This is a genomic window from Kineococcus radiotolerans SRS30216 = ATCC BAA-149, from assembly GCF_000017305.1.
GTDB lineage: Bacteria > Actinomycetota > Actinomycetes > Actinomycetales > Kineococcaceae > Kineococcus > Kineococcus radiotolerans.
This window is the reverse complement of the sequence record NC_009664.2, coordinates 4396750-4421261: the sequence shown is the minus strand read 5'-3', so window position 1 is coordinate 4421261 and position 24512 is coordinate 4396750. Positions and strand designations below refer to the sequence as shown.

The window sequence follows — 24512 nt, the reverse complement described above, 5'->3', positions numbered from 1 at the left end:
CGTCCATCACCCCGTCGCGCCCGACCTCCCTGCACCCCCACGACCGGAACCCTTCACCCCGTAGGAGAACGTCATGCCTCGCACTCCCCAGCTGTCCCTGCCCGACCTGTCCGGACGCCGCGCCTTGGTCACGGGCGCCAGCGACGGCATCGGCTTCGGCATCGCCCGCCGGCTCGCCGGCGCCGGCGCCGAGGTGCTGCTGCCCGTGCGCAACCGCACCAAGGGCGAAGCCGCCCTGGCCCGCATCCGCGAGCAGCACCCCACGGCCAAGGTCACCCTGCACGACCTCGACCTGTCCTCGCTGTCCTCCGTCGCCGCACTCGGCGACGAGCTGCGGGCCGAGGGGAGCCCGATCCACCTGCTCATCAACAACGCCGGGGTCATGACCCCACCGCAGCGCCAGACCACGGTCGACGGCCTCGAGCTGCAGCTGGGCACCAACCACCTCGGCCACGTCGCCCTGGTCGCCCACCTGCTGCCCCTGCTGCGCGCCGGGCGGGCCCGGGTCACCTCCCAGATCAGCGTCGCCGCCCGCAGCGGCGCAGTGCACTGGGAGGACCTGAACTGGGAGGACAGCTACCACGGCATGCGCGCCTACAGCTCCTCCAAGATCGCGTTGGGCTTGTTCGGTCTCGAACTGGACCGTCGCAGCCGCGCCGAAGGCTGGGGCATCACCAGCAACCTGTCCCACCCCGGTGTCGCCCCCACCAGCCTGCTCGCCGCCCGACCGGAACTGCAGCGCGAACGCAACACCCCCCAGATCGCCGTCATCCGCAGGCTCTCCCGCGCAGGCATCCTGGTCGGCACCGTCGACAGCGCCCAGCTGCCGGCCCTCCACGCGGCCACCGCACCGCAGGCCCAGGGGGGACGGCTTTACGGACCCACCGGACCCGGCAACCTCGGGGGCGGCCCCGGTGAGCAGCCGCTGTACCGCCCCCTGCGCGACCAGACCGAAGCCGACCGCGTCTGGACGGTGTCCCAGGCCCTGGCCGGCGTCTCCTTCACGACCACCGCGCGAATCTGAGGTCGTCCTCGACCCCGTCACCACGCTGAGGCACGCGGCCCGATCCTCGACCTCCTCAGCGACTGGCGCCGTCTCCACCCCGCCCCTGGACGGGACGGCCTCCGTGGATCCACCCCCACCCGGACGTGCGCTCGCCCGGGTGGGGGTGCGCTGATCAGACCGGGTCGCCGAAGTCCGGGACGGGCAGTCGCGCCCCGCCCTGCTTGGCCGACTCGTTGGCCACGATCCCCGGGAGGGTGAACCGGGCGGCGACCCAGGCGTTGACCGGCGGCTGGACGCGGTCACGCACCGCCACGACGAAGTCGTCGGCGAGGAAGTGGTGCGCCCCCTCGTGACCGTTGGGGGCTCCTTCGAACTCCTCCGGCAGCCGACTGCGGTCGTGCACCTTCGCGGTGCCGGAGCGGAAACTGCTCAGCAGCGCAGGATCGATGTCGGTGAGGTCCTCGGGGACGTCGGAGTGCTCGCCGGCCCGCAGTTCGTCGCTGATGTCGAGGGTCTTGCCCTTGCGGTAGTCCTCGCCCTCGGTCTTGACCGTGACGACCGTGCTGGTGACCGATTGCTCCATGACCTGTTCGGTGCCGTAGAAGCGGAACCGCGACTCCGGGCCGTTCCAGTACCCGACCCGGCGGAACTCGTTGGTCCGCATGACCCCACCGTCGGCGAGCTCGAACAGCGCCGACATGTTGGAGAAGTCGTTGTCCCAGCGCGAGACCGCCTTGTCGAACACACCGTCGCCGCGGGTGTCGCTGATGCCCGTGCAGCTGACGCTGACCGCGTGGGTGGGCCAGGCTCCCAGCACGCCGCCGATGGCGTGGGTGGGGTAGAGCATGGGCGGGTAGCTGGCGGTCTCCTTCCAGTCCTCCCCGCCGCTGTAGCGGTAGGCGGCGTAGAAGCCGTTGTCCATGTCGTGGACGTAGTCGCCCTCTCCGTAGAAGACTCGGCCGAAGTCACCGTTCGCGATGTGCTCGCGGGCCCACACGACGGCGGGGTTGTAGTAGCTGGTCTCGCCCATCATGTAGATGAGGCCCGTCTCCCGCACCGCGGCCACGATGGCCTCGATGTCGTCGACGGTGGTCGCCATCGGCACCGCGGAGTAGACGTGCTTGCCGGCGGCCAGCGCCTGGCGCACCAGGGGGCCGTGCGACCAGCGCTGGGTCATGATCGCGACGGCGTCGACGTCGGAGGCCAGGGCGTCCTCGAAGCTGGCGAAGGACCCGGCCAGGCCGTGGGTCTCGACGTGCTGCTGCGCGCGTTCGGGGACGATGTCGGTGACCCACACCTCCTCGACGTCGGGGTGCAGTTGCCACAGGGCGATGAAGCTCCGGGCGAACTGGCCGGTGCCGATGACAGCGATCTTCACGAGGGACTCTCCTGCGAGTCGAGGGTGCGAACGGTGACCCCCAGGATGATCCACATCGACGCCGTCGGCGATGCGGGGCGCCCTGCCCCCACCTGCGGCCACCGTCCTCCGTCACCGGACTGGACCGCGTGGTCCTCCTCGTCGAGACCCACCCGCCTCGCACACCACGTGGGACAGCAGTCACCGTCTCCCGGTGCAGACCCGGCGGGCACTGGGGCCGGCAGCGTCAGCCCTGCACCCGCCCAGACCGTCGACCAGGGCGTCGACGAGGTCGTGGTCCTGCGGCGAGCCCTCGCGGGGGAAGCCGGCACGTGAGCGGCGGACCACGTGGGACCACGTGCCGTCGCGCCGGGTCGGCGCCGGGATGCTCGTCGCCCCGTTCAGCCGCTGGCCCCACCCGGCCTGCTCGACTCCTGCACCGCGCTCGTCCACGCCGCCACCACCGGCAGGACCCGCGCCGTGGGCGAGTCGGGCTCGACGGTGTAGACGACCAAGCGCTGCTCGGGGTCGTGCGGGCCCACGACGGATTCGATGCCGAAGGTGAGTGGTCCCGCGCTCGGGTGGGCCACGTGCTTGGTCAGCGAGGTGCGGAAGGTGACCCGCTGGTCCTCCCACGACTGCGCGACGTCCGCGTCAGCCCGGCGCAGTTCCGTCACCAGTTCCGCCAGGCGACGGTCTTCGGGGTGGCGCCCCACCTCGTAGCGCAACGCCCCGACCGCGGCCGCGGCGAAGTCGGCCCAGTTCACGATCCGCACCCGCGCGTCCGGGTCCAGGAACAACCACCGCGCGAACGACGACCCCGGTTCCACCTGCGCCCCCAGCACCGCGGTGAGCAGGGCGTTGCGCGCCAGCACCTGCGAACGCCGCCCCAGCAGCAGCACGGGGACGTGGTCCAGCACCCCCATCAGGCGCAGCATCCCCGGGTCGGGCCGTTGCGCGGCCTCGGGCCCCGACCACCGGCGACGCGAGGACGGAACAGCCAGGTCACGCAGGTGCGCACGCTCGACCTCGTCCAGCTGCAACGCCCGCGAGAGCGCGTGCACGACCTCGTCGGTCACGGTGTGCTGGCGCCCCTGCTCCAACCGGCTGTAGTGGTCCGGGCTCAACCCGGCGAGCACCGCGAGCTCCTCCTTGCGCAACCCCGGCACCCGCCGCGGGCCGGGGAAGGCGGCGATCCCGGCCTGCGCGGGGGTCAAGCGGTCCCTCCGGGAACGCAGGAAGGCTCCCAGGGCAGCACGGTCGGCAGGCACCCGGCCAGCGTAGGAGCACCCGGCACCGCGAACCTGGTCGCGCTGTGACCAGGTAGCAGGTGACCAGGCACCGCGCGTCCTGGCACCCGCTGCGCGCCTGCGGTGCAGTGAGGACATGACCACCCCCAGAACCCCTCAGCAGACCCAGGCTCAGCCGACCCGCACCCAGCCGACCCGGACGGTGCTGGTCACCGGCTCCACCAGCGGCATCGGCGCTGCCACCGCCCGCACCCTGGCCGCCCAGGGATGGCAGGTCGTGGTCACCGGGCGCGACCGGGCCCGCGGCGACGCCATCGTCACCGACATCGAGGACGTCGGAGGACGAGCCGTGTTCCTCGCCTCCGACTTGAGCGCCGCGCCCGCGGCGCTGCGCAACTTCGCGGCCGCCGCCGTCGAGGCCGCCGGTGGGCGGCTGGACGCCATCGTGCACAACGCGGCGTTATGCCCGCCGGTGGACACCGTGAGCCTGAGCGACGCCGACCTGGAAGCCACCCTCGCGGTCAACGTCCGCGCCCCTCACGTCCTCACCGCCGCCCTGGTCCCGGCGATGGCCGAACGCGGCGCCGGCGCCGTCGTCGTCGTCGGTTCCTGGATGGCCCACGTCGGGCACCCCTTCGTCGGGTTGTACTCCGCGACCAAGGCCGCCGAGATCCAGCTCGCCCGCAGCTGGGCGGCGGAGTTCGGTCCCCGCGGGGTGCGGGTCAACACCGTCTCCCCCGGCGCCACCCGCACCCCGGTCAACGCCGCCGCCGGGGACGTCATCGACGCCATGACGAAGCCGACCCCGGCCGGGCGCCCGGGCACGCCCGAGGAGGTCGCCGACGCGGTGGCCTGGCTGCTCTCCGAGCGCGCCGGATACCTCCACGGCGCGGAGATCGCCGTCGACGGCGGCATCACCGCGACCCGCTCGGCCTGAAGCCGGGAAGAGGTCAGGCTCAGCCTGCGGTGGGGCACGAGCTCGAGGATCGCGGTCCACCGGCGATCCCGTCCTCCACCACGTCCTCGGGTCGTGACGGTGCGCGGCGCACCGTCAGCAGGGCCCGGGCTTGCACCTCCCGCAGCATCACGGGGTCCCTGGACCCACGTACCGCCTGACGGAGCAAGGCCCCACCCGTGCACCCGTCCCTCCTTCCCCCGCGTCGGGTCGAGATCGGTGACGCGGCGTCGTTCGTCGGCACCACACCGCGCGCGATCCGCCACCACCAGATCGGCCTGCTCCCCGAGCCCCAGCAGGGAAGCGACGGCCGCCGCCTCCACGGCTACGACGAGGTGATCCGGCCGCTGTGGATCCGCAAGACGGCCGACGCCGGGATGGCCATGGGCGACATCCGTGACGACCTGAACACCCTGCTGATCACCGAGCAGATCTCCGGTCCCTCGGTGCGGCCGTCCAGGCCACCCGGTTCATCGCCTTGGCCGCCCCTCCGGATCTGCAGGTGGCGTCCGACCGCGTCGACGCCGCCGAGGATGCCCTCGACGACACGAGCGCGATCGACGACCCCCTGTCGCGCGAGTGGTTGCGCAGCGACACGCCTTCGAACGGGCGCTGCACGCCGTCATCGAGGAGTCCGGCCTCGCGCAGAGCGAGGGGGCACTCCTCGACGCCTGGGAGGACCCGCGCCCCGCGACCCCTGACGGCGAGGAGGACGAGACCCGCCGAGGCCGGGGCGAGGACCCGAGGCGAGGACCTGCGAGCGCCGCCGAAGCCGTCGGGAGGATGCCGCACGACCTCTCCCCCGCCCGTTCGCGGCGCCTGGAACTGGCGGAGGAACTCGCCGCCCACGAGTGACCCGCCCGCCGAGCGGGACACGAGGTCCCACACCTGCCACGTGACCGCACTCCCCCAGCAGTCACCCCGCACCTCCGAGCGACCGACGACCACTTCACCGTCATCCGTGCCCCGGGCGCAGTCGCGGCGGATCTGCCCTGTTGCGGGGACTAAACTGCAGCCCTCCGCACCGTTGCCCGTCGTCGACCGAGAACACGAATGAGAGAAGCGATCCAGTGAGGTGTGAGTCGCGTGAGCCGTCGAGATCGAGGACGGGGCGCTTTCGCGCCGGGCTGGTCACGGGATTGATCCTGCCGCTCGCGTTCGGGGCCTGCACCGGCGGATACGACGGGACAGCCGCAGGTGCGGTGAGCGAACTGCGGATCTTGGACTACTACACGTCGACGACGAACAACGTTCCGTGGGAGCGTGCACTGGACGTTTGTGGGCGGGTCGTGGGGGTGGAGATCGACCGGGAGTCGGTTCCCGTCGACGCGTTGATGCAGCGGGTGCTGCAGCGGAGCTCTTCCAAGACGCTGCCCGACGTCCTGATGCTCGACAACCCCGACGTCCAGCAGGTCGCGGCCTCGGGCGCGTTGACCCCGCTCGAGGACCTGGGGATCGACACCACTGGTGTCGCCGATGGCGTGCTGCGGGCCTCGACGTACGAGGGAGATCTCTACGGGCTCCAGCCAGTCACCAACACGGTCGCGCTGTTCTACAACAAGAAGTTCCTGGATGCCGCGGGCGTGGTGCCGCCCACCACGTGGGAGGAACTCGAGGTCGCCTCAGCGAGGCTGACCCAGGGCGACCGGTACGGGTTTGCCATGTCGAACATCGGCACCTTCGAGGGGACGTGGCAGTTCCTGCCGTTCATGTGGTCCAACGGCGGAGACGAGAGGAACATCGACACGCCCCAGACCGCGGCCGCACTGCAGCTGGTCAAGGACCTCATGACGTCGGGTTCACTGTCCCAGTCGTCGGTGAACTGGCCGCAGGACGAGGTCACCGACCACTTCATCGCCGGCAACGCCGCGATGATGATCAACGGCCCCTGGAGCTTCCCGGCCCTCGAACGGACCGCTGAGCTCGAGTACGGCGTCGTCCCGATCCCCGCCCCGCGGGCCGGCGGTGAGATCGTCCTGCCGTTCGGCGGTGAGGCCTGGACCGTTCCGCAGACCGGCGACGAGGAGAAGCAGGAGAAGGCCGCCGAACTCGTCCAGTGCCTCAACCGGGACGACATCGAAGTCGAACTCGCTCTGCGCACCGGCACCGTGCCCACCAAGCCTGCCCTCGCCGACCAGATCGCATCCCGCAAGCCGCACTTCAGGGCCTTCACCGACCAGGTCCCGAACCTGCGTGCTCGGACCGGCGAGCTGGGGCCGGACTGGCCCGAGGCGGCCACGAGGATCCACACGGCGGTCCAGGAGGCACTCGTCGGCGGCATGACGCCAGAGGATGCGCTCGAGCAGGCGCAGAACGGTTGACACCTCAGGCGGCGCGGTTCTTCGCCCAGCGCCTCACCGCTGACAGCCTCCTGCGTCCACGGCTGCCGCTGCGCTGATGGAGAGGACCGCCGTGTGTCGGCTCCAGGGCTCGCCGCTCGGTCGAAGCCGCTCACGTTCCGCCGTCGCTCGGGAGTCAGACCCGGCCCGCCTGACCGGGAGCGGGCTGGCTCACGGTCATCCCGCAGGTGGCGCGTGGCCCAGAGGTGAGGCGCAGAGCGGGTGACGGCTGCTGCAACCCGATCACGACGTCCAGGACGCGAGTCGATGACTGGCCTGCGCTGCAGCAGCGCATCGAAGAGACCTCGAAGCACCGCCTCCTGACCCTCCAGGGGAAGGTCAGGACCGCCGGAGGAGCGGGCTACCTCGCCGACCACACCGCCGACGACCTCGTGGGACGATCCCTCATCGTGGAGCACTTCGGACCTGCCCCTCATCGCGCGGTGCATGCGGTGCGATCGACCAGCACGAAAGCGCACGCCGCCGGACGAGAGGCACCTCACCAGCCGAGAGCGACGACCGAGGTCGCGGGGGCAGCACAGCTCGACCCTCCTGGTGCCCGTGGCCCTGGTCGAGCAGGAACGGCCCGCGAGCTGCGGAGATCGACGAGCGCCCGCGGACGAGGACAGCGGTCCTCCCCGACCGCATCGCCGGGCCCACCGCAGCGGACCACCTCCGGTGCCACAATGGCGCGGTGATCTCCCGTGGGTGGCACGCGCCGACGCTGCAAGACGTCGCCCGAGTCGCCGGTGTCTCCGCGCGAACCGTCTCCAACGTCGTGAACGACCACCCCCACGTCAGCCCGAAGCTGCGCGCTCGCGTCCGGACCGCCATCGCCGAACTGGACTACCGCCCCGCCTGGGGCGGTCGCTCCCTCCAGAGCGGGCAGCGGAGCAGCGACCTCCTCACCCTCGTCGTCCCCGACGTCAAGGCGGCCTTCTACGGTGAACTCGCCCACGCCGTCGCCGACAGCGCCCGCCGGCGTGGACTGCGCCTGCTCCTGGAACAGACCGGCGGCGACCTCGACCTCGAACGGGACGTGGTCGCCCACCGCGTCACGGGCATCAGCCGCGGGCTCATCTTCGCCCCCATCGGAGTACCCGTCGACCTCCTGCGTCGCCAGCGCGACCTGCCCGTCGTCCTCATCGGCGAGCACGGACGCGGGTCACCGCTGGACCACGTCTACATCGATTCCGTCGAGATCGGCCGCCTCGCGACCCAGCACCTGATCGATCGTGGCCGCCGGCGCATCGCCTTCCTCGGCGCGCAGGGCGCTCAGCCTCACACCAGCGCCGTGCAGCGCTTGGAGGGTTACCGGCAGGCGCTGCACGGCGCCGGGTTGGTGCTCTCACCCGACACCGTGCGGGAGCTGCCCGCCTGGGACGAGGCGGGCGGCTTCGAGACCACGACAGCGTTGATCGCAGAACAACCGGCGATCGACGCCCTCGTCGTCGGCAACGACGCCGCCGCGCTCGGTGCCCTGCGGGCGCTGCGTTCTCTGGGTCGGACGGTCCCCGCCGATGTCGCGGTCGTCGGCATCGACGACATCCGAGCCGCCGCGTACGCGAGCCCGCCCTTGACCACCGTGGCTCTCGACCGGCCCGCGATGGCCGACTTCGCCGTGTCCCTCATCACGGACACCAGCCCGCACACCACTGTGGACACGGGTACGGACGACCTCGGGACCAGCACGGGCTCTCGGGAGCGGGGACTCCCGCAGGGAGAGGGTCCAGCCGTCCTCGACCCGTCGCGGGGGTCACCGCCCCTGCGAGCGCCTCGCACTGTGCTGTCCCCCATCAGGTTGGTCGTGCGCGACAGCACGTGAACCCCTCGGAGCACGGGCCCAGCGACACCTGCGCACGACCGGTGCGGGCCGAGAACGCCGAGGCCGAGGGCGGATGCGTCGCGAGCGAGCCCTGGAGGGGGCACGGGGATCCCGCGCCTTCCTCACCGGCTGCTCTCCGCTGGCCCTGCGGGAACCTCTCCGTGACTGCTGCGCGGGCCGTCCTCCCCGCCGATCGCGATCGCGACTCGAGGTGGCGGTTGACGTCGCCGTGGAGGCAGCCAGTGCGATCAGGCCCCCAGGCGCACGTGCGGCTGGCGGTGGGCGCCAGCCACTGTCGTCACGATCCAGTCCCGGTGGCGTTGGGCCGTTGGTGCGGTCGCGCCTGTCCGCTCAGGTCAGTGAGCCCACTGGGCGGTGAGGTCGTCCGCGGACCGTGGGCGGCCGCAGTGGAAACCTTGCAGGTAGTCACACCCCGCATCAGCTGCTCGATGGGCTTGGCCTCGGTCTCCACACCTTCGGCGATCACCCGCAGGTCCAGGCTGTGGGCGACTGTCACCACCGCAGCGACCACGGCCTTGCGGCGCGGGTCGTGACCGAGACCGGTGTGGACCAGCCTGAGGTCGGACACCGCGCCCAGCCGAGCGGCGCCGTCGGGGTACAGGCGAACACCGGCGGCGAGCTGTGCTGGCTCCCGGTGCAACGTGGACACGCGCTGCGCCACTCCACCCTCCCGGGACGTCGATGAGCACAGGTCACCGCCGTGAACCGGGTCCAGGGTCCACGATCGCGCTGAGCGCACCGGTCCGGCCTGCTCCTGTCAGCGCGACCGCATCCCTGATCACCGGCAGAACCAGCGAGCCGCAGCAGGTCCCCGCAGGCGATGACGCAGGTCGGGGCGTCGGGGCCGCCGTCGTGGCCTCAGCAGGCGACCAGCTCGAGTGCTGCGCTCAGCACGCAGCGCTTCCGCACGGGCCCGCTCAGCGGTGGGCCCCTCACCCGCGTGCCGGCTCGCAGCGCGATCGCCAGCGAAGCGACGGCGGTCCCCGCAGGCATCGAGACGGTCACTGAGGACCCGATCCCGCTGGGCGGGGGCGTCGTGGTGCTCCCCTGCGGCAGCACCGAGGCGGGGAGCAACTCCACAGCAGCCGCGCCGACTGCACGTTCAGCGGCGTCCAGGGCCGGTCTGACCCTGCCGGCGGGCCTCCTCGAGCAGCACCGGTCATCGGGAGCACCGTGCCGGCACCGACCTCAGCCTCGGCCAGCGCATCCGGGTCGAAGTCGCCTCCGACTCCGGGCGAGGCCGTGACCCGATCAGCCCCTTGGGCCTCCTCGTCCGTCCTCCGATCGTTCCTAGGTGGAAGAGTCCGCACGACGTCGATCGATCGAGCACGCACCCGTGCGTCTGGTGCTGCTGTGCGTGACGACAGCGGTCGTCGCACTGGTCACCCAGGTGGCCGTGCCGACCGGGACGGTGCTGGCCCCGCCTGCGGGTGGGGATCCCTGGGCCCTGCCGGTGCTGGTCGTGCGCGGGGTGGGTCGAGTCGTGATGTTCGCCGCCGCCGCCGTGGTGCTGACGTGGCGGGCCCGGACCGTCGCTCCCGAGGAGGCCGTCTGGCGCTACTTCTCCCGGGCGGCCTGGGTGGCGACCACCGCGGCTGCCGGCGCGGGGATCGCCGACTGCCTCTCCCTGACCGGATCCTCGAGCGCCACCGGCGCGGGCGGGCTGATCCTGGGACTGGGCGTCCTGAGCGCGTGTCCGCTGATCTACCAGGGGCTCGTGCGCTGGAACCGCCACGGAACCCTGCTGTCCGAGCCCGGCGATTGGCTCAACGGCGTCGGCGCCACGTTCACCCTGACCGCGATCGGCAACCTGCTCCTGCCCGTGCTCGGTTCTCCCATCGCGCAGTGGCCGATGTGGCAGGAGCAGCTGTGGCTGCTGCGGACGTCAGCGGAGATCGTGCTGCTGGGCAGCGCCGCCACCGTGCTCAACCTCGGTGGTCTGGTCCGCGACGCGCGTGCCTGGGCGCTGGTGCTCTCCTTCAGCCTCGTCGTGGTCATCGACCTGGCCGGCGTCCACGACCCGGTCGCCGCCGCGGGCAACGGCCCGCTCTCGGAGGTGGGCTGGACCGTCACCATCACGACTCTGGCCGTGGCCGCAGTGGTGCACGCAGCTCCCCCGCTGTCGCGACCAGCGACCACTGCTGCCCCCACCACCGGTTCGTTCGTCGTGCTCCTGGCCTCCATCGCGGTGCTCGCGGCGGCCGGCACGATCGGTGCCGACCTCCCGGGGGACGCGGTCCGAGCGGGCGTGGTGGCCGGTGTCCTGGGGGGCCTGAGCGTCTCGGTGCGCGGAGTGCAGCTGATCCGTCTCCTCGCTGATCTGGTCACCACCCGCCGTGAAGCCCTCACCGACGACCTGACAGGACTCGCCAACCGGCGCGCCCTGGACCGCACGCTGGACGAGCACCTCCGCACCGGGCGCCCCGTCAGCTTGATGCTCATCGACCTCGACGGCTTCAAGGAGGTCAACGACCGCTTCGGGCACGCCGTGGGCGACGAGCTGCTGCGCCGCGCCGGGGCCCTCCTCCAGCGGGTCAGCCCACCCCAGGCGGTCTCCGCCCGCCTGGGAGGGGACGAGTTCGCCATCGTGCTGCCCGGCAGCTCGACCGAGGAGGCGCTGGCTCTCTTCGCCGTCTTGGCGGACGCCACTCAGGCGCCGGTGCTGATCGACGGCCGGCGCCTGCTCGCGCGCGCCAGCGTCGGTATCGCCACCGCCGCGGGCGAGACCCCGGAGCAGTTGCTGCGCCACGCCGACGCGGCGATGTACCGCGCCAAGACCGCCGGCGGCGCCGGGGTCGCCGTGCACGACGAGGACGCCGCGCTCGCCGATGAGCAGCGAGCACGACTGGTGGAGGAGCTGAAGGTCCTGCTGCACTCCCCCGACGCCGTCGACGACCTCGACGCCGGCGCCATCGCGGTGCACTACCAGCCCCAGCTGGGCGTGGGCGGCGCTGTCGCCGGCGCCGAAGCCCTCGTGCGCTGGCAGCACCCGCGCCTGGGCCTGCTCACCCCGGACCGCTTCCTCGACCTCGTCGAGGAGTACGCCCTCATGCCCGACCTCACCGCCCAGGTGCTGCGCGAAGCCGCCGGCCAGGCCGCGCAGTGGCACCGGCGTGGTCACCGCCTGCGCATGTCGGTGAACCTCTCCGCGTCCTGCCTCTCCCACCCGGACCTGCTGCCCCTGGTCGATGGAGTGCTGGCGCAGAGCGGACTCGATTCCCGTGACCTGGTCCTGGAGGTCACCGAGACCTCGCTCATGGCCGACCCGCAGGAGTCGATCGCCCGGCTGCACGACCTCGCCGGGCGTGGCATCGACATCAGCATCGACGACTACGGCAGCGGGTACTCCTCCCTGGCCTACCTGCACGACCTGCCCGCGAGCGAACTGAAGCTGGACCGCTCCCTCACCCGGCAGGTCACGACCAACCCCCGCACCGCCGACATCGTCGCCGGCACCGTCGCCCTCGCCCACCGCCTGGGCCTGCGCGTCATCGCCGAAGGCGTCGAGGACACCACGATGCTCCACGCCTTGCACGCCCTGGGCTGCGACGAGACCCAGGGCTACCTCCACGCCCGGCCCATGACCGCCGAAGGCTTCGACGACTGGCTCGCCACCGCAGGTGGGAGCACCACCCGGAGCACGGGCACGGCACCCGTTGCCGTCCCACGCTCGACGGCTGGGCTCTGATCGATCTCGCCACGAAGTGGCCGTGGGGCAGCCGACACGTCGAACGACGAGGAGAACCACGACCACGTCGCTGCACCGACGACCCGCCCTCCTGGACCCTGAACCCTGAACCCTCGACCCTCGCCGTGTCCGTGGCGGGGCAGGCTGGGGGTGAGCAGGCACCGGGCATCGACCTTCGCAACCTCCGTCGTTCTGCCGAAGCACGCGCATCCTCGGCCGGTGCTCGATTCTCGCCACAGGGGGCCCGCTCAACGGGTTCACGAGCACCCCGCGCTGTGATCCCCGAGCATCGCAACCCGTGACGTTCTCCGCGAGCGAGGACCGCGGTCGCCGGCCGGTTCCCCACGTGGCGCATCCCCGGACGGTGGGGCGGTCGCCGCGAGCAGCTGAGCCACACCCCGACGCCGGCGTCACCCATCGCGGCCACGCCCCGTGGGAGGCGTGGGGCGTGGTGAGGTCACCGACAAGACATCGGTACTCGTCCGACCACCAGAGGTGGACCCGCCGGCGGTGGCGTCCCTTCGTGGTGGTGCTTGGACCCGGGGATACCGACGCGGTGAGCGCTGATGAGGGTGCCGGCGAGGTTGACGTGGGTGTGCCTGGCGGCGCAGGCGGCCGGCAGCGCCGAATCGCGAGCTCGTGTCCCGGAGGGCGAGGACGGCAACCGCTTGGTGGAGGTAGCGGCAGCAGGTGGGTGGACCAACACCGTTGTCGCGAGCTTCGTGGTCCGGGCGCGGCATCCAGGAGGAGCCGACAGACAGGACGGCATCGGCAAACACGCCGGGAGCGCGGCGTCCGGTGCGAGTGCTCAGACGGAAACGATGTCGATGCGGGAGTCCGGCGACGTGGCGGACGGTCGACCGGGATGTGGGCAGCACGGCGATGTCGGTGACAGGATCGAGAACGGTTCAGCTCCGCTGGTGCCGGTGATCGCCAAGAGCCCTTCACCCAACGACGTTCCACTCTCCCCAGCCGCACCCGGTGATCCCGGGCGTGTCACTGTCCCCGTTGTCGGCTCCCAAGGTTGCAGTCAGCTCGTCAGGGAGCCGAGTCGGTGCCGTCATGCAGCGATCGCCCCGCCGTCGACGGGCAGGATCGCCCCGTGGATGTAGGAGGCGTCATCCGAAGCCAGGAACGCCACTGCGGCAGCGACCTCGACGGGTTCACCCAGGCGCCGAGCCGGGAGGGCACGAGCTACCGCATCGAGGCCAGCACCGTTCGCTGTGCCCTCGGTCCGGATCGGCCCGGGACTGACAGCGTTCACCCGCACTCCCGAAGGACCGAACTCAGCTGCCCAGGCGGTGGTGAGCAGCAGCAGGGCCGCTTTGCTCGACCCGTACAGGCCTGCAGTCACCGACCCCCGGTGGGCCGCTCCGGTGAGGACGTTGACGATGGTCCCCGAACCCTGCTCGACCATCTTCGGGGCCAGTGCCTGGACGAGGAGGTAGGGCGCCTTGACGTTGATCGCGTACATGCGGTCGATGTCGATCTCGCTGTTGCCGGCTGTCGAGCCGAAGGAGAAGACGCCGGCGTTGTTGACGAGGATGTCCACCGTGCCGGCCAGATCGAGAGCTGCGTCGGCCAGCTCGCGCACACCACTCGCTGCAGAGAGGTCGGCAGGGAGGTACTCCGCCGTGCCGCCTGCGTTCACCAGCGACTGGACGGCGTCTCGTCCCCGAGTGTCGTCGCGGCCGGAGACGAGGACATGGGCACCGCGAGCGGCGAGGACAGCAGCGACGGCGCGGCCGATACCGCTGGTGGATCCCGTCACCAGGGCAGTGCGCCCTTCCAGACGATCAGCCATTCGAGTTTCTCCTTGCGCTTGAGGGGACGACCGTGGTGGAACGACCGCGAGGGAACGACATCGACGTCGGGCGGCGAAGCCGGGACGGGAGTGTCAGCCCCGCCATGAGCTGCTGGTGGAACCGCCCTGCCGGACGCACGGGGTGGCGCTGGGTGGCCACGGTGACGTCACTGCGGCCAGCGCCGGTCTGCCACGACCTTGCCGGGCCCTGGTGACCACCGGGCCTCGGTCAGCGACCAGTAGCCGCTGACGGCCCGCTGTTCCGTCGTCGCCGTGCGCGGCGGAGCAGGGCGTCGGACGGCGTGGAGCACGACGTCGTGGGTGTGTCCCGTCGTGCTCGTGGCGTCGTTCGCCGGGCGCTGGTGGGTACCGGCGTCGATGGTCCACCGCGCCGGGTCGAGCACGGAGGCCATCTGCTCGGCGGTGGGGAACATGTCTGCGGGGAAGGTGAGGTTTCCCGTTCCCGGCTCTGGGGGCACGTGCAGGACGAGGAGCAGGGTCCCCCCGGGTTTGACCGCTGCAGCGAGGCGGCGGTGCAGGGCCTTCAGCGTGGGGCCCGGCAGGTGCATGAACTGGGCCGAGACCAGGTCGAAGCTGTTCTCGGGGGCATCGAAGTCGAGCATGTCGGCCTGCTGCCAGGTGACGCGGGCAGTGATCCGGGGACCAGCCCGCTCGGCCAGGCGCGCTGAGCGGGCAAGGGCGACAGGAGAGATGTCGGCGCCGGTGACGTGCCAGCCACGCGAGGCCAGCCACAAGACGTCCGCGCCTTCACCGCTGCCCACGTCCAGCGCGGTGCCGGGCGTGAGGTCTTCGGCGTGGTGCACCAGCCAGGGGTTGGGGTTGCCGGAGAAGACGGGCGCCCCGCTGTAGCGATCGTCCCAGAACTCCTGGCTGAACATCCGCCAGACGTCGACACCGGGGTCATTCACCTGCGTCCTCCTTCCGATCGTGCTGGTCACCGAGCCTGGCGCGGTGAGCCGTGACGGCGACCCGGGTCTCCTCGGCGATCAGGTCGGCGTTGATGGCCGCTCCAGCCGTCAGGCCGGCGGCAGCGGAGGAGACGACTTGGGCTTGCGGGTTGGCGACGTTGCCCGCCACCCACACCCCGGGCACCGCCGTCGCACCGCTGGGGTCCGCAGCCACGTAGGTGGCGACGACGTCGTCACCCATCCGCATCTCGCTCACCACCAGCCCCAGGCCGGTGAGCAGGTCGGCGTTGGCCGCGAAGAACGGGGCGGCGACCAAGGCCTGCAGCGGGACCACCTTCCCCGACTCCAGCCGCACCCCGCGCAGCCGGTCGTCGTCGACGACGAGGTCGACCACCTCCCCCTCGACCACGGTGATGTCACGGGCGGCCAACACCTCGGCCTCCTCCACGCTGAGAGTGGGGCCGCTGTGGGTGAAGAGGGTCACGGTGGCGCTGAGCTGGCGAAACAGCTGGGCCTGGTGCACGCCGGCCGCTGCGGTGGCGAGCACCCCGATCGCCTGGTCGCGCACCTCCCAGCCGTGGCAGTACGGGCAGTGCAGAACGTCACGACCCCACCGCTGGGCCAAACCGGGCACCGCGGGCAGCTGATCGGCCAGCCCCGTGGTCACCAGCAACCGCCGGGCGGCGACGGTCCGGCCGTCCTGCAGCTGGACGAGGAAGCCGTGGTCCCGCACCCGACCTGCGCCACGGCCTGCGCGCCCGCCGGCGTTCGCCCCCGGGTGCTGGTGGACAGTGCGTAGGGAGGTGACGCGACCGGTCAGAACCTCGGCGCCGTAGCCGACGGCCTCCGCGCGTCCGTCGGACAGCAGCTGCGCCGGTACGACGCCCTCGCGCCCGAGGTAGTTGTGGGCGTGCCCCGCCGCGGAGTTGCGGGGCTCACCGGCGTCGATGACCAGGACGCTTCGCCGGGACCGGGCCAGGGCCACCGCAGCGCTCAATCCTGCCGGACCCCCTCCTACGACCACGACGTCGTACTCCTCGCCCACCTGCTGCAGCGCCATGACAGTTCCTTCGCCTCCGCGCGACGCCGAACGCGCCGCGGTCAGAGGCACGGTGCATCGCGCCTCGGCGGTTGACAAGAAGAGTTGCGGGTCCGGCAAAATGAGGGGGTGCGTGACGATCACGAAGACCTCCCCGCTGTCGCCGACGACGACCTCGCTCCGGTGCTGGCGGGCGTCGGTAGCCGCCTGCGGGCGCTGCGCCGCAACCGCGGGGCCACGCTCAACGACCTCTCCACCAACACCGGTATCTCGATCAGCACGCTGTCGCGGTTGGAGAGCGGTCGACGACGGCCCACCCTGGAACTCCTCCTGCTCCTGGCCCGGGCCCACCACGTACCTCTCGATGAACTCGTCGGCGCTCCAACCACCGGGGATCCGCGCATCCACCCCCGTCCCACCACCCGCCACGGGATGACGATGCTGCCCCTCAGCCGTCGTCCTGGGGGGCCGCAGGCCTACAAGCTGATCATTCCGGCGCGCTCACCATCAGAGGCCCGGGAGCAGCAGGTCCACGAAGGCTACGACTGGCTCTACGTGCTCTCCGGAGGACTGCACCTGCTGCTGGGTGAGCACGACCTCGTCCTGCGTGCCGGAGAGGTCGCCGAGTTCGACACCCGAACCCCCCACTGGTTCGCCTCCGCCGGTCCCGGCGCCGCCGAGGTGCTCGCTCTGTTCGGTCCGCAGGGTGAGCGCATGCACGTACGCGCCCGACCACAGTCAGGCAAGACCACAACCACGTGACCGAGTCCACAGCCCCGTGACTGTGTGCGAAGGTCAAGGCGCGGCGACCACCTCGGGCTAGGGAAGAAGCGTGACGAAGGCGTCACCTACGCGGGCAAGACCCTCACTGGTGAATACCGCAGCAAGGAGGAGAGGGCTCAATCGCGCCTACAGCCGGGGGGCATATCGGACACATCGGAGGAGTACTCTTCGGAAGAATTTCCTCGTCCGGTGCGCGGTGACCTCCACTCGTGGCGCATCGACACCATCGCTACAGCCACCCACGCCGTTCTTCACGTCGAGCAGAAGTTCACACTGAGCTCTTGTCAGGAGCGAATTTCGGTTTCCGGGTCCCGGGTGGGAAGGGGCGACTCCTGGAGTTGGCTCAACTCTCTACGATGCTTCGCAGCGTCCGGCGGAGCTGAATCGTCGCAGTCGGAGTCACCCCGGCCAGGAACACGTCCTCGGCTTGGCGGTGCGCGACCTGTGCCGCGTCATAGACCCGTAGTCCCTGGTCGGTGAGCGATACGACGTTCCTGCGCCGGTCCGCGGGGTCCGGTCGTCGCGTGATGACGCCTTTGCGCTCCAGCACGTCCAGCAACGCCACCATCGTGGTGCGGTCGACGCCGAGCGTCTGCGCCACCTGTAGCTGCGACGCCGGCTCCCGGTGGGCCAGGACCCGCAGCACCCCGAAGTCCTTGCTGTCGATTCCCAACGGCTCCAGTGCTGCGTCCGTCAATGTCGTGAGCTTCAGGGTCGCGTGCTTGAGGAGGTACCCCAAGACCTCGTGGGGGTCAGGGCTGGTGCTCGGCTCGGTGGACACGACCCCCATCTTAGGCTTAGCCTGATCGTCAGTAGTACTGACGATCAGGTACTCCACGAAAGGCACTACCATGATCCTCGTCACCGGAGGAGCCGGTTTCATCGGCTCCCACACTGTCCGCGCCCTCACCGAGGCCGGCCAGGAGTGCGTCCTGCTCCAGCGCCGCACCCCTCAGATCCCCGCGCACCTGGCGGACCTGCCCATCCACGTCGTCCAAGCCGACGTCGCCGACCTCGACGCCCTGCTCGCCGTCGGCCGGCAGTACCCGATCACCGGAATCGTCCACCTCGCCGTCGCCGTGCCCTGGTCGGTGAGCGACACCGGCCCGATCGAGGCCACGGGAGCAGCCCTGGAGGCGTTCCTCAACATCATCCGAGCAGCACGAGCCTGGAGCGTGCGCCGTGTCGTGACCGCAAGCACCATCGGCGTCTACGGCTTCGCCTCCGAAGGCGCCCTCACCGAGGACATGCCGATCCCCTTCGGGCACTTCCACGCCATCCCGACGTTCAAGAAGATCACCGAGCTCCTCGCCGGCCACCTCGCCGAGGTGACTGACGTCGGCATCGTCAACGCCCGCATCTCCGGCACCTGGGGACCCGGCGGGCACCTGCCCGACCCGTTCTTCGCCGCCCCCTCCCTCGCCCACGCCGCCGCCCAGCGCAGCGAACCCGACCTGTCCGGGCTCATCACCCCGCCGCACGCCGAGGACGCGCTCGACCTGCTCTACGTCAAGGACACCGGCCGCGCCCTCGCACTGCTGCAGCTCGCCGAAAAGTTGCACCACTCCACGTACAATGTCGCCTCCGGTCGCGCCACCAGCAACGCCGACGTCGCCACCGCCATCACCTCCATCGAGCCCGACTTTCATCTCGACATTCCCTCCGGAGGCGACCACCCGGTGAGCTGGCTGGACATCACCCGCCTACGCGAAGACACCGGGTTCCACCCCCGCTACGACACCGCCGCAGCCGCCGCCGACTACATCACCTGGCTGCGCGCGGGAAACCAACGGTAAGCCCAGTCCCCTCGGCAGCCCTGGCGCTGATTCGACCGCTGCCCCGACGGAGACAACCGCATCTCTGCGTGGTGGTCGTGGGCTCTCGACCAGCATCACAATCATCCGCAGAGCAGGCACTTCGGCGCATCTACGACCCGTGTCGCCGTCCCGGGTCAGGCTCTCCGTGAGAGGTCGAGGCGAGTGACTACGGCAACAAGGACGAAGAAGCTCAACCGCGCCTCTAGCCGGGGGACAACCGGCTCTTCGAATCTGCGGGTGGGAAGCCACGCCAGGCTTCGAAAGCGGGACCGCTCGTGGCGACCGAGCCGGTCGTCCTCGCTAGGAGTGGACGCGCAGGGACGGCGCGATGAACCAGCGGTGCCGCCCAGATGATGAGGGGCCCCAGACCTCGACTGGCGACTCGGTGACGGGGCCGTCCTTCACAGCGGCTGACTCCTCAGACAGGTGGAAACCGCACCGTGACACGGACGCCACCTCGGGCATCTCGGGTAGCGACGCCGTGGCCGGAACGCGGTGAGCCGTCCAGGACCAGAGTCAGCGGAGCGCCGTCACCCGTGAAGTTCCGCCACCACGCCTTCTTGTCCGGGAGCATGACGGGGATCTCGACGACGTCGTCACCGTGGCGCTTGTAGCCGACAGGAGTGCTGATGACGCGACCGGATCGGCGACCCGTGTACGTGACGGTTGTCATCCACCTCCGGACCAACGGACTCAACCAGCGTGAGGTGAGCACGGGAGCCACGAGCTTGTTCACGTGGGTGGCGGCGGCGGAGAAGGAAAGCACGGCACGAGTATGTCAGGGTGATCCCTCGTGCTGACCTCCTCGCCGGGATCGACGGCCGAGACGTCAGCATCGAGACGTCGAGCCGGTCGGGTTCACCTACCACCCGCAGATGCGGGGAGCCGGCCTTCCGGCACTGGCGGAGACTCACTGGATCGTCGAGGACCGGGTTCACCGGATCCGCGACGTCGCCTTCGTCGAAGACCGTTCCCAGGTCCGCACCGGCGCTGGCCCCGAGGTCATGGCGACGCTGCGGAACACGACGTCGTCGTCATCCTGGAGTCTCGCCCGCCTTCGGCTCGCGGGATGCTGATGAGTACTGCGATCCGCCGCGCATCTCCGTCGTGGATGTGGTCTCGGCCTGGGGCCCGGAGCCGGGCGGCGTGCGAACCGGTTCCGGGTCCCGCTGGCGCGAAACGGCCTCAGGCGCCGTAGCCGCCGTCGATCGGCAGGATGGCACCGGTGACGTAGGAAGCCTCCGGGCTGGCCAGGAAGACGACGCCGGCCGCGATCTCCTCAGGACGACCGAATCGGTCGATAGCGGTGGTCGCGAGGAACATCTCCGCGTAGGGGCTGTCCTCAGGGTTCATCTCGGTGTTGATGAAGCCGGGCTGGATGACGTTGACCGTGATGCCGCGGTGAGCCAGGTCGCGTGCGGCGCCCTTGCTGAGTCCCTCGAGGGCCGACTTGGTGGCCGCGTAGTACGCCATACCCGCGAAGCCGGTCCGCGTGCCCACCCCCGAGCTGATGCTGATGATCCGCCCGCCATCGCGCATGACCGGCACCACCGCGCGGATCGCGGCAGCGACGCTGGTGTAGTTGATCGCGAGCTGCCGGTCGAGAGCCACCCGGTCGACCTCTTCGGCGTCGATCGGCGCGCCGCCGGCGACGGCAGCGTTGTTGACCAGGATGTCCACCCGACCGAACTCCTCGGCCACGCGCTCGATCAGGCCGACCGCCTGGCCCTCATCAGCCTGATCGGCCTGGATCGCCAGAGCCCGTACGCCCTTGGCCTCGATCGCTGCGACCACGGCCTCCGCCCGCTCTGCCGAAGCGACGAAGCTGATCACGACGTCGGCACCCTCCTCCGCCAAGGCGAGTGCCGTCGCAGCACCCATGCCCCTCGATCCACCCGTCACGATCGCGACCTTGTCGTCCAACTTGCCCATGCGCTGCCTGCCTCCAGAGATGAACGACGTTCTTGACGATCTAGTCCAGTATCACTGTTCTGGACTAGATCGTCAAGAACGGAGCCGCGAAGGCACACCGACGCTCCCCCCAGGCGGGGGAGTCGCCGGCCGGAGAACTGCTCGCCGGCGGCGATAGTCGTCGACGACGCCGGGACGTCGGCTCCGAAGCCGCAGGGCCGAAGACGTCGGGCGCCCGCGCAGGACCTGGCGCCGCTGCGGCGGGCGCGCCTCGCCGGGGATGCGGCATCCGCGAGGAGCCCAGGCTCACCCGGGGCGACGTCGCGTCGCGCTGTGCGGTGCGCGGGAGCTGCTCGAGGGTCTGTCGTGAGCGCTCCAGGACGACCCCGTCGTGCTCGGTCAGCTCAGCGGCACCCTCGGCGAGGAAGCAGCCGCGGCGGGCGCTGTCGGCGGAGGCCGAGGCAGTGACGAGCAGGAAGGCGGTCAGCCGCTCGAACGCCTGTTCGTCAGCCCCGGCGAGTCCGCGCTCCACCCCGCCTGCGGCCGAGGCGCAGCACTCCTCGAGGACGCGGTGGAACAGCTCGCGCTCGTCACCGCAGGCCCCGTACAAGCCGCCCCTGCCCAGGCCCGTGGCGGCGACCGCATCCATCGTCGTACCCGCGTACCGCGTGCGCCAGAACACGTCACGAGGTGACGGAGGAGGACCCACCGCTGCCGTCGTCCGTACCGGCTCGCTGTCCGCGCAACGCGACGGGGTCAGGCGAACGCGTGGTGGCGCGGTTCCTCGGCGCATCCAGACCCCGCCCGGAGAGCGCCGCACGCCGGGGCCTGACGGGTCCGGGCCGGGCCACCACCGTGCACACCCAGTGCCGCTAGGTCACCAGTCCGTGCCGGTACGCGTAGACCACGGCTTGGACGCGGTCACGCAGGTCGAGCTTGGTGAGCAGCCGCGACACGTACGTCTTCACCGTCTCCGGGCTGAGGGACAACGTCGCGGCGATCTCGACGTTGGAGAGGCCGTCGGCGATCAGGCGCAGGACCTGCAGCTCGCGGGGCGTGAGAGCGGAGCCTTCCTGCGCTCGCTGCGGCGGGCGGATCCGTGAGGCGTAGCGACCGACGAGCTGGCGGGTGACCTCCGGTGCGAGCAGGGAGGTTCCGGCGGCCACGGTCCGGATGCCCTGCAGGAGCTGCGCGGGTCGCGCGTCCTTGAGCAGGAAGCCGCTGGCGCCGGCGCGCAGGGCTTCGTAGACGTACTCGTCGAGGTTGAACGTCGTCACGATGAGGACCTTCGTCGGCGCCTCGACGTCGGGGCCGGCCAGCAGGCGGGTTGCGCCGATGCCGTCGAGGATGGGCATGCGCACGTCCATCACCACCACGTCGGGGCGCAGTTCGTGGGCGAGGTCGACGGCCGCGCGTCCGTCGCCGCACTCGCCGACGACCTCGAGGTCGGCCTGCGCGTCGATGATGGTGACGAAGCCGGCGCGGATCATGGCTTGGTCATCGCACACCAAGACCCTGATCGGCGCCTGGATCGGGAGGTTCACGACGGCGCACCGGAAGGGATGCGAGCGCGGACGACGAAATCGCCGTCCGGGCAGCGGCGTGCGCTGAACTCGCCGCCGAGGAGAGCGACCCGCTCACGCAGACCGGCCAGTCCGCGCCCGCTACCACCCACCGTCTCGCCCACCGACTCCCCCGTCGCCGCAGCGGCGCGGGTCCGCACCTCCACGGTGATGTCCTGCGGGCGGTGTTGGACGCTGACGGCCGTGGCACTGCCGCGCGCGTGCTTGAGGGCGTTCGTCAAGGTCTCCTGCACGATGCGGTACGTCACGAATTCCGCACTGCCACTGCTCACCGCAGCCTTCCCCTCCTGGACGAACTCCACCGGCTGACCGGCCCGGCGTGCCTGCTCGACGAGGGCTTCCACCTCTCCGGGACGCACCGGCCCCTCGCTCCCGTGCTCGGGGTCGAGCAGGTCGAGCAGGTGCCGCAGGTCGGAGATCGCCCGCCGGCCCGTCTCGGCGACCTCGGTCAGGGTAGCTGTGAGCTTCTCGGGTGCGGCGGTCAGGTAGTGCGCCGCTTCGGTCTGCACCACCATCGCGGTCACGTGGTGGGTGACGACGTCGTGCAGCTCCCCGGCGATCCGGGTGCGCTCGGCAGCCAGGGCGACCGCGGCCTCGGCCCGCCGGCTCCTGGCTTCGGTGGCGCGGGTGAAGCGCCACCACACCCCGGCGCCCCAGGCGAGGACCAGCAGCAGGTAGAACTGCACGAACCCGCCCACCTGCTCCCCGGAGCCGAGCTGGTCGAGCCGGACGGCCAGCACGACGTAGGCCGCCGACAGCAGCACCACGGTGCTCCGGCGGTGCCGTTCCTGGTACGCCCCGGCCGAGAACAGCGCGACGGCCAGTGCGGTTCCAGCGAGGGAGTGGTAGCCGCGGACCTGGTCCACGGAGAAGCCGAGCGAGACCACGGCCAGGCACGCCAGCGGCCATTTCCGCCGCCCCAGCAGGGGCAGGGACTGCATCAGCACGACCACGACGGTCAGCGCGTCGAAGGGTCGGGCCGGCAGGTTCCCGAGCTGCGTGCCGTGGCCCTGGGAGGAGGGCAGCAGCGACCCGACCACGAGGACCAGGGCCAGCGGGAGGTCCCGCACCGTGACGTCGAGCTTGCGCCACCGCTCCAGGAGCAGCTTCTCGTTCACCGGACCGGCCTCGGCTCCTCGTGAGAAGCAACGATCTCCCCGGCACGGTCGACACCCCGGGGGCGCAGGTTCCCGCGGCGGTGGGCCAGGAGGAGGAACCCGACGGTGACGATGCTGCACACCAGCACCGAGAACACGCTGGCCTCCGGGCCGAAGTCGCCGCCGGTGACCCAGGTCGAGCCGGACAGGGTGCTGTGGAGCAGACCCTGGGGCTGATCCGTGCCGGACACGCTCATCCCGAAGATGCCGCCTTCGGCGAAGTTCCAGGCGAAGTGCAGGCCGATGGGCAGCCACAGGGTGCGCGTCGCCAGGTAGGCGGCGGCGAGCATCGCCCCGGCTTCGACGGTGATGGCCACCGCTCCCCACGGACTGGCGTGCGGGTTGAGGAGGTGCGAGGCGCCGAACAGGGCTGCCGTCAGGACGAGGGCGAGCCAGCTGCCCAGCCAGTCCTCGAGGACGCGGAACAGCACGCCGCGGAAGATGACTTCCTCCGTGACCGCGGCTGCGGCGCTGAACCCGAGCAGAGCCACAGCTCCGGAGGCGGACCCCCACCCGTCGATCTGGTGGTTCCCGAAGACGGCCATCAGGGCGATGACACCGCCGAACAAGGCGAAGCCGATCAGCATCCCGCGGCCCAGGGCGCGGCCGGCCCCGGGGAACAGCAGTTCGGTGGGAGCCCGTCGCTCGGTGCGGCGCACGATCCACCGGTACGCCAGGACGGTGGCGGCCGCCGCGGCGAACCCCAGCAGCAGGGTGAGCGGTGCGTTCCACTGCACGGCACGAACCACGAGACTTCCCAGCAGTGCGACGATCATCACGAACCCGAGTTGCTTGACCACACGCATGACGACTCCTCCGCAGACGGACCCCGGCGGCCCGGTCTTCCACTGAGGACGATGCTAGGGATGCGAAGTACCGGGGGTCGTCACCGTCGGGTGGACATTTCCCGGTAGCTCTCACGGGGGACATCACGGGTGACCTCACGGGGATTCCGCGGCCGGCGCCCTGGGCTCCAGCGCCGGCGGGGAAGGCGTCCGGTAGGCACCAGCGGTGTGCGGAAGGTGGCTGGCGACGACCTCCAGGTCGT

At 71.0% G+C, this 24512-nt stretch carries 20 protein-coding genes and 1 pseudogene; 8 read left to right on the top strand and 13 right to left on the bottom strand.

The annotated features are described in order from the left end of the window. Positions 1 to 73 precede the first annotated feature (73 nt). Positions 74 to 1024: an SDR family oxidoreductase gene (locus tag KRAD_RS21130; RefSeq protein ID WP_012087720.1), complete on the top strand. Its 951-nt coding sequence runs from the start codon at positions 74 to 76 to the stop codon at positions 1022 to 1024. Between the two features lie 154 nt (positions 1025 to 1178). Here KRAD_RS21130 and KRAD_RS21125 read toward each other — a convergent pair whose 3' ends face one another. Both KRAD_RS21125 and KRAD_RS21115 read right to left on the bottom strand, forming a co-directional pair. Further along, positions 1179 to 2384 carry a Gfo/Idh/MocA family protein gene (locus KRAD_RS21125; RefSeq protein WP_041292303.1) on the bottom strand — a complete coding sequence of 402 codons (1206 nt, stop codon included), beginning with the start codon at positions 2382 to 2384 and terminating at the stop codon, positions 1179 to 1181. Between the two features lie 380 nt (positions 2385 to 2764). Continuing rightward, positions 2765 to 3634, bottom strand: a complete 870-nt coding sequence (locus KRAD_RS21115; RefSeq protein ID WP_041292301.1) for a helix-turn-helix transcriptional regulator — start codon at positions 3632 to 3634, stop codon at positions 2765 to 2767. A 115-nt stretch (positions 3635 to 3749) separates the two neighbouring features. On the opposite strand from KRAD_RS21115, the gene KRAD_RS21110 reads away from it, so the two are divergent. The 4 genes and pseudogenes from KRAD_RS21110 (at position 3750) to KRAD_RS21095 (ending at position 8732) form a co-directional block, all read left to right on the top strand. After that, complete coding sequence (locus tag KRAD_RS21110; RefSeq protein ID WP_049821338.1) at positions 3750 to 4550, top strand: SDR family NAD(P)-dependent oxidoreductase; 801 nt, start codon at positions 3750 to 3752, stop codon at positions 4548 to 4550. Between the two features lie 197 nt (positions 4551 to 4747). Beyond that, positions 4748 to 5423, top strand: a pseudogene (locus tag KRAD_RS27865) (MerR family transcriptional regulator). Between the two features lie 215 nt (positions 5424 to 5638). Next, positions 5639 to 6889 (top strand): sugar ABC transporter substrate-binding protein, encoded by a 1251-nt coding sequence (locus KRAD_RS21100; RefSeq protein ID WP_012087716.1) that lies wholly within the window; start codon positions 5639 to 5641, stop codon positions 6887 to 6889. 712 nt (positions 6890 to 7601) lie between these two features. Further along, entirely contained in the window at positions 7602 to 8732 is a 1131-nt protein-coding gene (locus KRAD_RS21095) for a LacI family DNA-binding transcriptional regulator (RefSeq protein ID WP_012087714.1), read from the top strand. Between the two features lie 298 nt (positions 8733 to 9030). Here the strand turns inward: KRAD_RS21095 and KRAD_RS21090 are convergent, their stop codons facing one another. Next, complete coding sequence (locus tag KRAD_RS21090) at positions 9031 to 9402, bottom strand: EAL domain-containing protein (protein ID WP_203417641.1); 372 nt, start codon at positions 9400 to 9402, stop codon at positions 9031 to 9033. 687 nt (positions 9403 to 10089) lie between these two features. Between KRAD_RS21090 and KRAD_RS24690 the strand changes: the two genes are divergently transcribed. Continuing rightward, positions 10090 to 12441: a putative bifunctional diguanylate cyclase/phosphodiesterase gene (locus KRAD_RS24690; protein ID WP_157873685.1), complete on the top strand. Its 2352-nt coding sequence runs from the start codon at positions 10090 to 10092 to the stop codon at positions 12439 to 12441. Between the two features lie 1060 nt (positions 12442 to 13501). Here the strand turns inward: KRAD_RS24690 and KRAD_RS21075 are convergent. The 3 genes from KRAD_RS21075 to KRAD_RS21065 all read right to left on the bottom strand — a co-directional run bounded on the left by KRAD_RS21075 (position 13502) and on the right by KRAD_RS21065 (position 16219). Then, complete coding sequence (locus KRAD_RS21075) at positions 13502 to 14245, bottom strand: SDR family NAD(P)-dependent oxidoreductase (RefSeq protein WP_012087709.1); 744 nt, start codon at positions 14243 to 14245, stop codon at positions 13502 to 13504. 167 nt (positions 14246 to 14412) lie between these two features. After that, complete coding sequence (locus KRAD_RS21070) at positions 14413 to 15174, bottom strand: class I SAM-dependent methyltransferase (protein WP_012087708.1); 762 nt, start codon at positions 15172 to 15174, stop codon at positions 14413 to 14415. Next, positions 15167 to 16219: an NAD(P)/FAD-dependent oxidoreductase gene (locus KRAD_RS21065; RefSeq protein ID WP_049821559.1), complete on the bottom strand. Its 1053-nt coding sequence runs from the start codon at positions 16217 to 16219 to the stop codon at positions 15167 to 15169. Before KRAD_RS21065 ends, KRAD_RS21070 begins: the two co-directional genes overlap by 8 nt. 123 nt (positions 16220 to 16342) lie before the next feature. Between KRAD_RS21065 and KRAD_RS21060 the strand changes: the two genes are divergently transcribed. Continuing rightward, positions 16343 to 16975, top strand: a complete 633-nt coding sequence (locus tag KRAD_RS21060) for an XRE family transcriptional regulator (protein WP_012087706.1) — start codon at positions 16343 to 16345, stop codon at positions 16973 to 16975. Between the two features lie 364 nt (positions 16976 to 17339). On the opposite strand, the gene KRAD_RS21055 is transcribed toward KRAD_RS21060, so the two are convergent. Continuing rightward, positions 17340 to 17786, bottom strand: a complete 447-nt coding sequence (locus tag KRAD_RS21055) for a MarR family winged helix-turn-helix transcriptional regulator (RefSeq protein ID WP_012087705.1) — start codon at positions 17784 to 17786, stop codon at positions 17340 to 17342. A 61-nt stretch (positions 17787 to 17847) separates the two neighbouring features. On the opposite strand from KRAD_RS21055, the gene KRAD_RS21050 reads away from it, so the two are divergent. After that, positions 17848 to 18792 (top strand): NAD-dependent epimerase/dehydratase family protein, encoded by a 945-nt coding sequence (locus KRAD_RS21050; RefSeq protein WP_012087704.1) that lies wholly within the window; start codon positions 17848 to 17850, stop codon positions 18790 to 18792. A 439-nt stretch (positions 18793 to 19231) separates the two neighbouring features. Here KRAD_RS21050 and KRAD_RS27860 read toward each other — a convergent pair whose 3' ends face one another. From KRAD_RS27860 to KRAD_RS21015, 6 genes are all read right to left on the bottom strand, one after another. After that, positions 19232 to 19579 carry a PNPOx family protein gene (locus tag KRAD_RS27860; protein ID WP_012087703.1) on the bottom strand — a complete coding sequence of 116 codons (348 nt, stop codon included), beginning with the start codon at positions 19577 to 19579 and terminating at the stop codon, positions 19232 to 19234. Positions 19580 to 19998: 419 nt separating this feature from the next. Further along, positions 19999 to 20745 carry an SDR family NAD(P)-dependent oxidoreductase gene (locus KRAD_RS21035; protein ID WP_012087702.1) on the bottom strand — a complete coding sequence of 249 codons (747 nt, stop codon included), beginning with the start codon at positions 20743 to 20745 and terminating at the stop codon, positions 19999 to 20001. 64 nt (positions 20746 to 20809) lie between these two features. Next, positions 20810 to 21406, bottom strand: coding sequence for a TetR/AcrR family transcriptional regulator (locus KRAD_RS24685; protein WP_049821336.1), 597 nt, complete (start codon positions 21404 to 21406; stop codon positions 20810 to 20812). Between the two features lie 190 nt (positions 21407 to 21596). Continuing rightward, complete coding sequence (locus KRAD_RS21025) at positions 21597 to 22256, bottom strand: response regulator (protein WP_041293662.1); 660 nt, start codon at positions 22254 to 22256, stop codon at positions 21597 to 21599. Between the two features lie 8 nt (positions 22257 to 22264). Then, positions 22265 to 23425: a sensor histidine kinase gene (locus tag KRAD_RS21020; protein WP_012087699.1), complete on the bottom strand. Its 1161-nt coding sequence runs from the start codon at positions 23423 to 23425 to the stop codon at positions 22265 to 22267. Continuing rightward, a complete protein-coding gene (locus KRAD_RS21015) occupies positions 23422 to 24270 on the bottom strand; it encodes a CPBP family intramembrane glutamic endopeptidase (RefSeq protein WP_012087698.1) in 849 nt (282 codons plus the stop codon). Before KRAD_RS21015 ends, KRAD_RS21020 begins: the two co-directional genes overlap by 4 nt. Positions 24271 to 24512: the final 242 nt, after the last annotated feature.

Excerpts from the sequence above, each read along its gene's own strand:
- KRAD_RS21130 (WP_012087720.1), top strand. The coding sequence starts at position 74 with ATGCCTCGCACTCCCCAGCTGTCCCTGCCCGACCTGTCCGGACGCCGC.
- KRAD_RS21110 (WP_049821338.1), top strand. The coding sequence starts at position 3,750 with ATGACCACCCCCAGAACCCCTCAGCAGACCCAGGCTCAGCCGACCCGC.
- KRAD_RS21075 (WP_012087709.1), bottom strand. The coding sequence starts at position 14,245 with ATGGCTGATCGTCTGGAAGGGCGCACTGCCCTGGTGACGGGATCCACC.
- KRAD_RS21055 (WP_012087705.1), bottom strand. The coding sequence starts at position 17,786 with ATGGGGGTCGTGTCCACCGAGCCGAGCACCAGCCCTGACCCCCACGAG.
- KRAD_RS21050 (WP_012087704.1), top strand. The coding sequence starts at position 17,848 with ATGATCCTCGTCACCGGAGGAGCCGGTTTCATCGGCTCCCACACTGTC.
- KRAD_RS21035 (WP_012087702.1), bottom strand. The coding sequence starts at position 20,745 with ATGGGCAAGTTGGACGACAAGGTCGCGATCGTGACGGGTGGATCGAGG.
- KRAD_RS21015 (WP_012087698.1), bottom strand. The coding sequence starts at position 24,270 with ATGCGTGTGGTCAAGCAACTCGGGTTCGTGATGATCGTCGCACTGCTG.